Source organism: Geodermatophilus sp. URMC 64 (assembly GCF_053502555.1).
The window spans coordinates 4,606,242-4,619,770 of the sequence record NZ_CP199955.1; the positions used below are offsets into that span (position 1 = coordinate 4,606,242).

8 protein-coding genes and 1 pseudogene are annotated in these 13,529 nt (G+C 69.6%); 8 read left to right on the top strand and 1 reads right to left on the bottom strand.

Translation table 11 applies throughout. The annotated features are described in order from the left end of the window. Positions 1-423: 423 nt before the first annotated feature. From ACWIYF_RS22460 to ACWIYF_RS22495, 8 genes and pseudogenes are all read left to right on the top strand, one after another. Complete coding sequence (locus tag ACWIYF_RS22460) at positions 424-1,311, top strand: SDR family NAD(P)-dependent oxidoreductase (protein WP_448625038.1); 888 nt, start codon at positions 424-426, stop codon at positions 1,309-1,311. A gap of 75 nt (positions 1,312-1,386) precedes the next feature. Beyond that, a complete protein-coding gene (locus tag ACWIYF_RS22465) occupies positions 1,387-2,334 on the top strand; it encodes a zinc-binding dehydrogenase (protein WP_448625039.1) in 948 nt (315 codons plus the stop codon). A gap of 806 nt (positions 2,335-3,140) precedes the next feature. Continuing rightward, a complete protein-coding gene (locus ACWIYF_RS22470; RefSeq protein ID WP_448625040.1) occupies positions 3,141-3,773 on the top strand; it encodes a TetR/AcrR family transcriptional regulator in 633 nt (210 codons plus the stop codon). A 938-nt stretch (positions 3,774-4,711) separates the two neighbouring features. Then, positions 4,712-7,141, top strand: a complete 2,430-nt coding sequence (locus ACWIYF_RS22475) for a CaiB/BaiF CoA transferase family protein (protein WP_448625041.1) — start codon at positions 4,712-4,714, stop codon at positions 7,139-7,141. A 97-nt stretch (positions 7,142-7,238) separates the two neighbouring features. Further along, positions 7,239-7,538, top strand: coding sequence for a hypothetical protein (locus ACWIYF_RS22480; protein WP_448625042.1), 300 nt, complete (start codon positions 7,239-7,241; stop codon positions 7,536-7,538). A 157-nt stretch (positions 7,539-7,695) separates the two neighbouring features. After that, positions 7,696-9,201, top strand: coding sequence for an aldehyde dehydrogenase family protein (locus ACWIYF_RS22485; protein WP_448625043.1), 1,506 nt, complete (start codon positions 7,696-7,698; stop codon positions 9,199-9,201). A gap of 159 nt (positions 9,202-9,360) precedes the next feature. Next, entirely contained in the window at positions 9,361-10,875 is a 1,515-nt protein-coding gene (locus ACWIYF_RS22490; protein WP_448625044.1) for a class I adenylate-forming enzyme family protein, read from the top strand. A 186-nt stretch (positions 10,876-11,061) separates the two neighbouring features. Next, positions 11,062-12,030 (top strand): annotated as a pseudogene (locus ACWIYF_RS22495) (PDR/VanB family oxidoreductase); the annotation flags it as partial. 467 nt (positions 12,031-12,497) lie between these two features. Here ACWIYF_RS22495 and ACWIYF_RS22500 read toward each other — a convergent pair. Continuing rightward, positions 12,498-13,343, bottom strand: coding sequence for an alpha/beta fold hydrolase (locus ACWIYF_RS22500; RefSeq protein WP_448625045.1), 846 nt, complete (start codon positions 13,341-13,343; stop codon positions 12,498-12,500). Between the last annotated feature and the right edge of the window lie 186 nt (positions 13,344-13,529).

Sequence of the window (13,529 nt, forward strand, 5' to 3'; positions counted from 1 at the left end):
CCTACCTCCAAGCGCCCGGTACGGTTCAAGAAAAGTACATGCAATCGAGGTGACCGTCGGGGCCACGCGGCACCCTCTACCGTTTCCGCCCCGACGAGGTCCGCAGAAGTTGCCCTTGCATCGGTCGAACTCTTGGCGCAGAGTATACTCTATGTCCGTATCTGCGGAGGTCTTCCGCTGCTGCCGAACCGGACCCAAGCTGCCTGCCGTGCGGGTCGGCCCAAGTCGTGTTCGCCCAGGTCGTCCGGTCTCGGGCTGGAATCGTCCGGCGCCGGCGACTGTCGCGGCCAAAGGCCACACCCAGCCCGACGGGGTCCTGGACGACTCCCCCACCGCCGGGTCCGTAGCCGGTGCACCGTCCTCGGCACCTGGCGCCGTGGACCCATCACGTTCCACTAACTCACTCACCGTGGAGGCCGAGAGATGCGGTTGCAGGGCAAGACGATCGTGATCACGGGCGCGGGCTCGGGCCTCGGCCGAGAGAGCGCGCTGCTGTTCGCCCAGGAAGGCGCGAACATCATCGTCACCGACAAGATCGAGAAGAGGGTCGACGACGTCGTCGCCGAACTCGAGAAGGCCGACAAGCGTGCGGTCGGCCTGCGTGCCGACGTGACCTCGGAGGAGGACATGAACGCGGCCGTCGACCTGGCGGTCTCCGAGTTCGGGCGGCTCGACGTCATGTTCGCCAATGCCGGGATCATGCCGGAGGGCTTCGGCTCCATCAACCTCGAGGACACGACCCTCGAGCAGTGGAACGCGGTCAACGACGTCGTCCTGACGGGCGTCTTCCTCGCCGCCAAGGCCGCGGTCCGCGTCTTCAAGCAGCAGGGTGGCGGCGGCAACATCGTCGTCACCGGGTCCGCGGGCGGCATCGTCGCCTACCCGGGCTTCTTCTCCTACTGCGCGGGCAAGGCCGGGGCGCACCAGCTCGTCAAGGCGATGTCCCTCGACCTGGGCAGGTACGGCATCCGCGCGAATGCGTTGGCCCCGACCCACGGGATGAGCATCAACTTCGCCATGCCGCCGGACGCCGACGTGCTCGGTCTGTCCTACGAGCAGGCGGAGGCCGCGGAGAAGGGCGGCTGGAAGCCCGACGCCTCCCCGATCCCGCTCAAGCTCGACACCCCGCCCACCATCCGCGACAACGCCAACGTCGCCCTGTTCCTCGCCTCGGACGAGTCCCGCTACATGTCCGGCGTGGTGGTCCCCGCCACCGACGGCGGCACCCTCTCCCGGGTCGCCATGTACTTCGAGGACACCTGGGAGCAGAACCTGGTCCCGGACGACGTCGAGAAGGCGGCCGGCGCCTGACGGCCATGGCGGCGCTCGGGAGCTCGACCGGGCGCCGCCAGCCGCGACAGCACCGTTGCTCTTAGGAGAACTCGCATGAAGGCTTGGCAGTACATCGGAGCCGGTCATCCGCTGACGCTTAATGAGGTCGAGGAGCCCGTTGCAGGTCCCGGTGAGATCGCGGTCTCGGTGAAGGCCGCGGGCCTCTGTCACACGGATGTCGGCATTCTCGAGGGAACCGTTCCTGAGTGGGTCCTTGCCGGTGTTCCACACACCCTCGGCCACGAGGTCGCGGGCGTCGTGCAGGCGGTCGGCGAAGGTGTCTCGAAATTCGCTGTCGGCGATCGCGTGGGACTTCACCAAAGCGTAGAAGGCCCAGGGCTCGGTATCCCAGGGGGGTATGCCTCGACCGTGGCGATCAGTGCGGACCTGGCCGTCAGGATGCCTGATGAGGTCAGTTTCCCGGAGGCAGCAGCCGGGACTGACGCCGGAATGACGCCCTACCACGCCATCGTCACGGTCGGTGCCGTCACCAGGGGCACCAAGGTGGGCATCATCGGTCTAGGTGGGCTCGGATTCAACGGCGTGCAGATCGCGGTCGCTCTCGGGGCCGAGGTCTACGCGGCAGAACCCCGCCTCAGCGTGCACCAGCTCGCCAAGGATCTCGGCGTCAAGGAGGTCGTCACTGATGCGACCGAGCTGGAGCCCTTTGGTCTGGACGTCATCGTCGACTTCGCCGGGTTCGGTACCACCACCGCCGGCGCGATCCTCGCCATCAAGCCCAAGGGAAAGATCGTCTTGGTCGGAATCGGCCGCAATGAGGCCACCATCAACACGACGGTCTTCATGAACAAGAATCTCGTGTTGGAGGGCTCGACCGGTGGTTCGCTCGAGGACCTCGCTGCCTATTACGAGCTGGTTGCTGAGGGCAAGGTGAAGCCCGTCATCAGCACCACCTCCTTCGACCAGATCAAGGAAGGGCTCGACCAGGTCGCCGCCGGCGCGGTCACGGGACGGCTGGTCGCGGTCCTCGACGAATCCTGACGAGCCGACGCACGGCGAGGGATCGGCCAGAAGTGCGATCCCTTCAGCGAGGACGGGTCGCGCCAGTCCGACACGATCTTCGCCGAGGATTGATGTCCCCACGTCGCGTCGGATCGCCGGGGGGCCTACACACCCGGATCGACCCTGGATGCCCGGCCGCCGCCACCGGTCCGAATCGGCACCTGCACGTCGGAGTCGCTTGATCGTTCTCCGCGTGCGCGGTGACCGGGGGCTTCGACGCCGATGACCACCGGCGCGGCCGCGTCGGTGCCCTGGCCGGGGCGTGCTTGCCGGCCAGCGTCCACGCCCGCGGGTCGAGCCTGCGGCGACGGCGCCGAGGCAGCGAGACACCGTGCATCCGAGGCGACCGGGCAGAACGCCCGAGTGCGCCCGCCGCGGCGCGATGTCGCCAGGCGGGCGCCGGGCACGGCCGGCGAGACCGCCGATGCGTGCGGGCCAGCAGCACGTCGTCGGCTCCGGAGACGACCGTGTGCCCCGGCCCCGTCGACGGTCGGATCGGGATACAGACCGCTCGCCTCCTCACCCGAGGAGGTGCTCCCACGGTCGCACTGATCAGGCCCTCGACGAACTCGGCCCTGCAGGTCAGGGGCATCTTTCGTGCATCTGCGGAACGGCCTCATTCCTCGAGTGCGGAGAAGCCCGGGCGAGTCGACGGAGCTGCTCTGCGGCGATACGCTGTGTCATCGGATGTCGAGCGTCTTGCGTCGGAGGTCACCTCGTCGAATCGTGAGGAGCCCCCGAGGGCTGTAGTTGCGTCGAGCCCGGCCTGGTCACCACGCTCGAGCGTGTCCACCCGGCGGGAGATCACGCCTGAAGAGGAGCAGACCCTGCTGCTCGACTCGGCTGAGGTGATCCTGGCACGCGGGGGTGGGCGGGGATTCAAGGTCGACGCGGTCCTGCGGCACGCCCACCTGTCCACGCGGTCCTTCTACCGGCATTTCCGCACGAAGAACGATCTGTTCGTCGCGCTGATCGTACGAGACATGGCACGGCTGACCGAGCGGTTCGTCGCCCTGACCGAGCGCCCTCAACCGGCGTCGACGGCCGTCGCCGAGTACGTGCACCTGATCCTCGACTTCGCCTACGGCGACGGACCCGCCCACACCGTTCCCGTCTACACGACGATCTGGCACGAGTTGCGCGCGGAGTACCCCCAGCTGTTCGACGACGTCGAGGGTCGACTTCTGGCCCCGCTCGTCACCCTCCTCCGACGAGGCCTGGATGACGGCGAGTTCCCGAGGTGCGTTCCGGAGGATGACGCGTATGCCATCCGCGCGATCGCGTCGTGGAGAACCATGGAGCAAGTCGCGTCGACGCCCACGCGGCCCCGATATCCCCGATATGAGGTGGAGGCGAGCATCCTCCGGATTGCCGCTCGCCTCACCGGCGGATCGTTCGTCCCGTTCACCCCGCGGTAGGCGCTGAACCCGGACCACCACACGGTCATGCACCGCGAGCGCTGAAGGGGCCGTTCCTGTGCCCTGTGCGCCCGGGTCCGGGCCACCGTAGCCGGCGCGGCGCCGTCATGCGGGACCGCATGGAGGACGGGATGCGGAGAGGATTCATCGATCGAAGACGGCGCGCTCCGGGCGATCCCGAGCCTCGAACCGGCTCTCCTCGACCTACCAGCCGTCTGGGATGGCCGGGCGCAGCGGGAGCCCCGTGGCCCTGGTCATAGGCGTCGAGCAGCCTTCGACGTCTGCCAGGTTCCGCTCACCGGACCAGACGTAGCGGGCGACGAGCACGGGGGTGCACGCATGGAGGACGGACTCCCCGCTAGGGGTTGGGCGGTCCTGAGCGCGTCCGCGAGGGAGGCCGCCAGGATTTTCCAGATCCGCGCTCACGAGCGGACCACAGATGTCCGACAGCTCGGGGCGAATCAGCCGGACCGCGTCCGCCTCCGCCGTGACCAGCAGCCGACATGTCGTCCACGCTCATGTTCCGCTGGGCGCCGAAGTTGCGGTTGAGGCGTCGAGCATCCAGAGCACCGCTTCCGCCCGAGCCCGCTCGCCCGCCTTGGCGGAGCGGTGACGTGACGATGGAGCGCGGCCGCCTCAGCGTCAGGGCGTTGCCCAGCATTCACACCGGCCCATGATCGTCGTAATCCGATCACCCTATCGGCGGAACGAGGTTTTCATGTCCGGGTTGTCAGCCCCTTGCGGAAGTGACCTCTTCCACATGAGGATACCCAGTATCGACCGGCTGCTGCCCACGCCAGGAGCGCGTCGGCAGGCGTCGGACGAAGGCGAACCGGCGGTGAGGTGTTTCCCGAGGGCGTGCTGCCGTCTGCAGCTCGGGGCGAGGACGGCTCCGACGTCCTCCACGCACGATGACCATGAGGCGAAGGAGCCCTCGCATGTCCGAAACGATCCTCGACGGCCTCACCGTAATCGAGTTCGGCGCAGGCAGTCGCGCTGCAGCGCTGGCCGGCGTCATCCTGGCCGACCACGGTGCCCGTGTGCTCAAGGTCGAACCGCCCGAGGGCGACAGGTTCCGCGCCTCGGCGCCGTCGGCGTTCCTGGTCCTCAATCGGGGCAAGGAGAGCGTCATCGCCGACCTCCGCACGGAGGAGGGCCGTGCCACGGCGCGGGAGCTCGTCAGCCATGCCGACGTGCTGATCGAGGGCTTCCGGCCCGGCACCGCCGAGCGGTTCGGCCTCGGGTACGACGACCTCGCAGAGCTCAACCCACGCCTTGTGTACTGCTCCATCACCGGGTTCGGCCGCTCCGGCCCGTACTCGCGGATCCCCGCGTACGAGGGCGTCGTCGCGGCCAAGGCGGGCCTCTTCATGCTGAACGGCGAGGGCGAGTTCGGCTATCGCGAGGACCCGATCTACGTCGACGCACCCATCGCCAGCAACGGCGCCGGACAGTACGCGGCCTCGGGCATCCTCGCGGCCCTCATCGTCCGCGAGACCACCGGCCGGGGGCAGCGGGTCGAGACCGATCTTCTCCGGGGCATGTCCGCGGTCGACTACTACGGCATGGCCGAGCAGCAACTCCGGGCCGGCATGATCAGTGCGCCGGCGAAGCCGGTGTCCGGCGGTCGCAAGACGATCGCCGCCACCCGGATGGCGATGATGCCGTGCACCGCTGACGGCAGGTACGTCTTCTTCACTCATCTGCTGTCCCACCAGGCGAAGGGCATCCTGCGGGCACTGGAACTCGAGTCGCTCCTGGAGGACCCGCGGTTCGCCGGGGCTCCCTCCTTCACGTCTGCCGAGGATGCTGAGGAGTACGAGAACCTGGTCTGGGAGCGGTTCCGGGAGCGGGACTACGCCTACTGGGAGCCCCGGCTGCTGGCCGAGCCCGACGTCGCCTTCGAGCTGGTCCGCAGCGGCGAGGAGGGTCTCGATCACCCCCAGGTCCGGCACAACGGTGACGTCGTCACGATCGACGACCCGGTCCACGGCCCCGTCGAGATGGTCGGCCCCCTGGCCCGCTTCCCCGCCACGCCTGCGCGCCTGGAGCGCAGCGCCCCGGCGCTGGGTGCCAACGACGGACCCGTCCCCCCGGCACAGACTGCGCCGACCACGGACGCCGCCCCGGAGCACCCCCTGGCCGGTATGAGGATCGTGGAGTTCGGCTACTTCTACGCCTCGCCGTTCAGTGTCGCACTGGCCGCGTCACTCGGGGCGCGGGTGATCAAGATCGAGCCGGAGACGGGCGACCCGATGCGAGACGCCTACGGGGCTCCCGAGATGGGCGCGACCAAGACGATGGAGGGCAAGGAGAGCATTGCTCTGGACATGAAGTCCCCCGACGCGCGCCGGATCATCCACGAGCTCGTGGCCAAGGCCGACGTGTTCGTGAACAGCTTCCGGCCGGGCATCGGCGAGAAGTTCGGGGTGGACGCTGACACGCTCACGGCGATCAACCCGGATCTCATCTACGTCCACGCCACCGGGTACGGCAGCGACGGGCCCTACGCGTTCCGCCCGATGTACGCGCAGTGCGCGAGCGCCATCGCCGGGGCGGTGCAGCGGCAGGCGGACGGATGGGCCGACCCGGCCCGGACCGAGGGATTGCCCGCGATGGCGATCCAGGCGGTCTACCAGCCCCGGCTGCGCACCTACGTCGACGGCGACTCCAACGCCTCCATCGCACAGGTCACCACCCTGCTGCTGGCGCTGCTGCACAAGCGGCGCACCGGCCGGGGGCAGCGCGTGGATCGCAACATGGTCGGCGCCAACCTCTGGGCCTACGCCGACCAGGCCATCCGCTACGCGGGCAAGCCGCCGCTCCCCCAGCCGGACGAGGATCTCAACGGCCTGAATGCGCTGTACCGGCTGTACCCGACCGCCCGAGGGTGGGTCTTCCTCGCGGCACCCCGTGACAGTGAGTGGGTGGAGCTGGTCAAGGGTCTGGACCGCGTGGAACTGCTGGATGACGAGCGGTTCGCCACCGCCGGGTCGCGAACGCGCCACGACGCGGAGCTGGTGCAGGTGCTCGAGGAGGCGCTGAGCCGCCGCGACGCCGACGAATGGGAGAAGCTGCTCGTGCCGCGCGGGGTCGGGTGCGTCACCGCCTTCCCGCGCTCGTTCTCGGCGTTCGCCTGCACCGATCCGGTCCTCCGGGAGACCGGCCAGATCGTCGAGGTCGAGCACCCGTGGTTCGGCCGGATGCTGCGACACGGCCTGCCCGTGGAGATGTCGGAGACGCCGGGCCGGGTGGCCCCGGGTTGCCTCGCCGGCCAGCACACTCGCGCCCTCCTCGCCGAGCTGGGCTACTCCGAGGAGCGGATCGAGCAGCTTCTCGACAGCCGTGCGGTGTTCGTCCCCGCCTGAACCGCCCGTCGACGGAGGTCACGTCGTAATCCGGCGCACGCGCATCTCGATCATTCCCCACTCCTGACAAGAGAGGACCCGCACGATGAAGCCAAGCGTGGGCACGACCCTGAAGAGCACGAGCGATGAGACGACGGTGGTCGTCGTCCGGTGGGGCGGCGCCGACGGCGACCTGACGTGTGGGGGGACACCCATGGTGGACGCCCGGGGGCCGGACGCCCAGACGACGCATGAAGCCGACCCGGCCCAGCAGGCGGGCACCCAGATGGGCAAGCGCTACGTGGACGACGACAAGGGTGTCGAGCTGCTCTGCACGAAGGCAGGCCGCGGCACCCTGTCCCTGGACGGCACGCCCCTGCTGCTCAAGGGCGCGGCGCCGTTACCTGCTTCGGACTGAGGCGGTGCCAGCACCCGGCCCCACCACCTGAGGGCACCGACGTGGCCGCCCTCGCAGCCATCCCGTCATCCTTCCGCGTTCCGCGGTACCGGCGTCGCCGAGAGAACCACCCGGCTGCACCCCGTCCCGCGTCTACACACCGATCAGGAGAACAGCAATGACCGCAGCATCCGAGATCAGCCGCGAGGGGATCCCGGTCCACCTCCACATCGGCTCGGACCAGCTGACCAGCGGCAGTGGAGGAAGCCACGACCACGTCAGCCCAATCACGGGCAAGGTCACCGGGACCATCCCGCTCGCCGGTGCGGAGGAGATCGACCGGGCGGTCCGGGCCGCCCACGAGGCCTTCCAGACCTGGCGGCGGACCCCTCCGGTCGAACGTCGCCGACTCCTGCTGCGCCTGGCCGACCTTTGGGACCAGCACGACGCCGAACTCAGCCGGCTGACCACCCTCGAAACGGGGTTCAACTACACGCCACCCACCGGCGAGCAGTCCTTCTTCACGGCCTACACCCGCTACTACGCGGGCTGGGCGGACAAGTACACGACCGACGTCGTCGCGACCTGGTCAGAGCAGAAGCAGTTCGCGTACACCCTCGCCCAGCCCTACGGGGTGGTGGGGGTGATCGTCACCTGGAACGGGCCCCTCGGCTCGATCGCGATGAAGGTGCCCGCCGCGCTGGCCGCAGGGAACACCGTGGTGATCAAGCCCTCGGAACTGACCCCGTACGGGCCCGAGTACTTCATGGGCCTGGTCCGGGAGGCCGGGTTCCCGCCCGGCGTGATCAACATCCTGCCCGGTACCGGTGAGGCGGGCGCGGCCCTCGTCCAGCACCCGCTGGTCAAGAAGGTCACCTTCACCGGTGGCTCCACCACCGGAGAACAGATCGTGAAGTCCTGTGCCGGCTCGTTCAAGCCGCTGGTCCTCGAGCTGGGCGGCAAGTCCGCCAACGTGATCTTCGACGATGCGGACCTGGACGTCTCGTGCACCCACGGCGGGCTGCTCTCCGTGGGGGTCCTGGCGGGGCAGGGCTGCTCCTTCCCCAGCCGGATGCTGGTTCAGGAAACGATCTACCCCGAGGTGGTCGACCGCATGGAGGCGATCGCGAAGTCCTTCACCGTCGGCGACCCCTTCGACCCCGCCACCGTCACCGGTCCGGTGATCAATCAGGCCGCGCTCGACCGCATCCTCGGCATGATCGAGCGGGCGCCGTCCGAGGGGGCCCGACTCGTCACCGGCGGTTCCCGCGCCCAGCTGCCCGGCGAGCTGGCCGGTGGCTACTACATCGAACCCACGGTCTTCGCCGACGTCGATCCCCAGTCCGAACTGGCGCAGAAGGAGGTCTTCGGTCCCGTCCTCGCGATCACCCCGTTCAAGGACGAGGCTGAGGCGATCGAGATCGCCAACTCCACCCAGTACGGACTCGCGGCGTACCTGCGTACGAACGACGTCAGCCGGGCGCTCCGGGTGGCCGAACAGCTCGACGCGGGCGACATCCACGTCAACGGGGCCGGCAACCTGATGATCAACCGCCCCTTCGGCGGCCGTGGCCTCAGCGGTCAGGGCAAGGAAGGCGGCAAGGCCGGCTACGAGGAGTTCTTGCAGTTCAAGAGCGTCGGAATCGGCATGGGCGAGGGGCCGATCATGTCCTACGGATCCTGACGTCCCGCGGGCGGGGCCCCTCCCCGGCGTCGACGCCGGCGAGGGGCCCCCGGGCGCATCGAGTCCACAGCTGAGCGTCCTCTCCGTCCCCGTGGCTCATCCGTGCCACGACGCCAGGGAACGTCCCAGTCCCCCTCCCCCATCGACCGGAGTGCACCCATGAACGTCACGATGCTGCTGGACATGGTCTCCGACGCCCTCGGCGACCGGATTCTCGTGGGCTCGCGCGAGGAGGGGCTATCCGCGACACGGCTGCGGGAGCTGTCCATGGGCGGGGCCGCCCTGATCGCGGAGGCCGACGCCGACGCACTGGTCTACCTCGCGGTCAGCGGCCCGGCGTTCCCGGTCGCGCTGTTCTCGGCCGCCCGAGCGGGGGTGCCGCTCGTGCCGGTCAACTACCGGCTCGGCGCCGAGCAGCTCGAGGCGCTCCTGCGGAACCACCCCAGGGCCCTGGTGGTGGCCGACACCGGCCAGACGGCCCTCCTCGAGCAGGCCGGCCTGAGCCCACGCTCCCCCGACGACTTCCTCGCCGCGGCCGCGGCGGCCGCCGTGGCCGAGCCCGCAGCGGAAGAAGCCTTCGTGGACCCCACCTCGGCCGCCGTGATCATCTACACCTCGGGCACCACATCGGCTCCGAAGGGCGTCGTCCTACGCCACTCCAACCTGGTCTCCTACGTGCTCGGTACCGTCGAGTTCGCCAGCGCGGACGAGAGCGATGCCGCCCTGATGAGCGTGCCGCCCTACCACATCGCGGCGGTGTCCAACGCCCTCACGAACCTGTACGCGGGCCGCCGGGTGATCGTGCTGGACGCGTTCACACCGCAGGAGTGGGTGCGCACCGTGCGGGAGCAGGAGATCACCAACGCGATGGTCGTGCCGACCATGCTGGCCCGGATCATGGACGAACCCGATCTCGATCGGTCGGTCCCCTCGCTGAAGGCGCTGGCCTACGGCGGCGCCGCGATGCCGCGCCGGATCATCGAGCAGGCCCTCGCCGAGTGGCCACATGTCAGCTTCGTCAACGCCTACGGGCTGACCGAGACCTCCTCCACCATCACCGTTCTGGGCCCCGACGAGCACCGCGCGGCCCAGACCTCGGACGACGAGGCCGTCCGGGCCCGCTTGTCCTCGGCCGGCCGCGCGGTGCCCGGCATCGAGATCGAGGTGCGCGACCCTGACGGACAACCGGTCCCCGACGGCTCCCCCGGGATTGTCTGGGTGCGTGGCGAGCAGGTCTCCACGGAGTACGCCGGGAAGGGCTCCTCGATCGACGAGCAAGGCTGGTTCTGCACCCGGGACCAAGGCCGGCTCGACGCCGACGGTTACCTGTTCATCGAAGGCCGGGTCGACGACACGATCATCCGCGGCGCCGAGAACATCGCCCCCGCCGAGATCGAGGACGTCCTGCTGCGCCACCCGGACGTCGCCGACGCCGTCGTCGTGGGGGTACCGGACGAGGAGTGGGGACAGCGCATCGAGGCCGTCGTCGTCCCCCGGCCGGGAATCGAGCTCGACGATGCCGTCCTTGGGGAACTGCGGGAGACCGTGCGCGGCACGCTGCGCAGCTCCAAGACACCGGACCGGATCCTGTGCTGGCACGAGCTCCCGCGCACACCCACCGGCAAGCTGCTCCGCCGCGACGTCCTCTCCGGCCTCCGGTCCGCGTCCGACTGATCGGCCGGCTCCCTGACTGCGCGGACGAGCCGCCAGCTCCCCTCACAAGCGTCGCCGTGGCCCGATCGGGACCGTCTTGTCCATCACGGCACTGCTGTCGCTTCGAGGCGTCGCAACTCCGAGACATTCCCCTTGTGGCCGCCTGCGTGGCAGCCCTTGAATCTGAGGCCCGGAGCCAGAACGGAGACTCCCGTGCACACCGCACACGACGAGGTGGACCTGCACCTGCAGGTGGCCACTCGGACGACGGGCGCCGAGGGTGTCGTCGTCCTCGACCTGCGCGACCTCTCGGGGGCCGAACTTCCCGCCTGGGCACCGGGCGCGCACATCGACCTCAAGCTGCGCGACGGCCTGGTGCGCCAGTACTCGCTGTGCGGCGACCCGAATGACCGGTCGGTGTGGCGGGTCGCCGTGCTGCGGGAGCCGACGAGCCGCGGCGGATCCGAACACGTGCACGAGGCGCTGTCCGAGGGCAGCGAGGTCGCCGTCCGCGGCCCGCGCAACAACTTCGAGCTGGTCGCATCCCCGAGTTACCTGTTCATCGCCGGCGGCATCGGCATCACACCGATCCTGCCGATGCTCGCCGCCGCCGAGGCCGCAGGCGCGGACTGGGAGCTGCACTACGGCGGGCGCAGCCGCCGCTCCATGGCCTTCCTCGAGGCGCTCGAGGACGCGACCGGAAACCGGGTCACCCTGCACCCGCAGGACGAGGTCGGGCTGATCGACCTTCCAAAGATCCTCGGCACCCCTCGGCCGGATACGCTGGTCTACTCCTGCGGCCCCGAGCCGCTGCTCAACGCCGTCGAGCAGCACTGCGGCGCCTGGCCCGAGGGCAGCCTGCACGTGGAGCGGTTCAGCCCCAAGGAGCAGGGCGAGCCGGTGCTCGCCGACTCCTTCGAGGTCGAGCTGGCCACGAGCGGCCTGACCTTGACCGTGCCCCCGGACAAGTCGATCCTCGACGTCGTCGAGGAGGCCGGGATCGAGGTGTTCTCCTCGTGTGCGGAGGGGACGTGCGGCACCTGCGAAACGCCGGTGTTGCAGGGCGAGGTCGACCACCGCGACTCCCTGTTGACCCCGGCGGAGCAGACGGCCAACGACACGATGTTCATCTGCGTCTCCCGGGCGGCCTGCCCCAAGCTGGTACTCGACCTCTGACGACCCGCTGTCCGCACGGCCTCCGACGCCGCGGCCGCATTGGGCTGCGCTGTGTGAAGAATCTCGGACAGGTCCTCGGGTCGGTCAGGGGCGGCGGTCGCCGCGGTGCGGTAGTCGGTGAGCGTTTCGAACGGGGTCCCATACCCCAGGTGGACATCACGCAGGATCTCGGCGATCGCGTCGTGCGGCGCGTACGTCTCGTCGACCGCGGGCAGAGCCGTGGTCCCGGAACATCCCGCCCGCCCGGCCAGTCGGATGCGCTCGCCGTCGTCCCAGCACCGGGCGGCTGCGATTCGGCCGCCCTGTGCGAGCGGCTGGTCGACCAGGAGCAGTCCCCAACGGATGGCGCGTCGGAGCCGGGGAGCTCGAAGGCGGGCCACCTCCGGGCGACGGCCTGCCGATCAGCCCAGGATGCCGCACGAGTGACCTGTGCGAGCCGCCTCCCGGTGGTTGGCGGCTGTCGGCCGTCAGGACATCGATGCCAAGAGCGCCAGTCGAGGGCGGATCCGGCGGTCCAGGAAGTCCTGGAGCGCGTCCCCGAAGACCGCGTTGTCGTCGCCCGCGACCATGTGACCGGCGTGGGCCACGGTCGCAATCTCGGCGTGCGGTACCAGATCGAGGAATCGAACGGCGTCCTGGACGCTCAGCACGTCGGATTCCCCGCCCCGCACGAGGAGGGTGGGCACGCGCAGCGTCGCGGCGGCCGCCCCGAGGCGGGCCGGGTCGATGAGCGGGTCGCGTTGCACCGCTTGGTCGGACGGCGAGCTGAGGAAGGCCGGGTCCCAGTGCCAGAACCACCGGTCGCCGACCCTGCGGAGGTTCTTGCGAAGACCATCGAGATTGGTCGGCCGCGGCCGGTGCGGCAGATACGCGGCCACCGCATCGGCCACCTCCTCCAGCGAGCCGAAACCGCCCTTGGCGTGGGCACTCATGAAGTGGCGGATCCGGCCCGTTCCCGAGGGCTGGAGGAAGGGAGAGACGTCCACCAACACCAGTGCCGAGGCGAGGCGAGGCAGCTGGCCGAGCGCGGCGAGCGAGGCATTGCCACCCAGCGAGGCACCGATCAACACCGGCGGTCGGCCGACGTACTCGACGATCCCGGTGATGTCGCCGGCGAATCGATCGAGCCCGTAAACGCCATCGGGCGACCAGTCGCTCTCACCGTGGCCCCGGAGATCCACGGCGAGCGCATACAGGCCCGAGCCCGCCAGCGCCGCGGCACTCCTCCCCCACGAGTGGCGGGTCTGCCCGCCGCCGTGGAGCAGGACCACCGGTGCATTCGCCGGGTCGCCGTAGGCGTCGGCCCTCAGCACGACATCTCCCGTAGGGATGTCGAGGGTCGTCGGGACTGCCGTGGCGGGGACTGGCTGGGGCATCGGTGACCTTCCGTAGCGGGCGACAGGGCTCACGGTCGTTTGCGCAGGTGTCCGCGGTCCTACGGAGGCAGCGTCGACGAAGCGGAGCTGCTCGAGCTGCACAACCATCCGTCAGCCCACGCC

Bases quoted from the DNA above. Each gene is read 5' to 3' on its own strand.
- ACWIYF_RS22460 (WP_448625038.1), top strand. From the start codon at position 424: ATGCGGTTGCAGGGCAAGACGATCGTGATCACGGGCGCGGGCTCGGGC.
- ACWIYF_RS22465 (WP_448625039.1), top strand. From the start codon at position 1,387: ATGAAGGCTTGGCAGTACATCGGAGCCGGTCATCCGCTGACGCTTAAT.
- ACWIYF_RS22475 (WP_448625041.1), top strand. From the start codon at position 4,712: ATGTCCGAAACGATCCTCGACGGCCTCACCGTAATCGAGTTCGGCGCA.
- ACWIYF_RS22485 (WP_448625043.1), top strand. From the start codon at position 7,696: ATGACCGCAGCATCCGAGATCAGCCGCGAGGGGATCCCGGTCCACCTC.
- ACWIYF_RS22490 (WP_448625044.1), top strand. From the start codon at position 9,361: ATGAACGTCACGATGCTGCTGGACATGGTCTCCGACGCCCTCGGCGAC.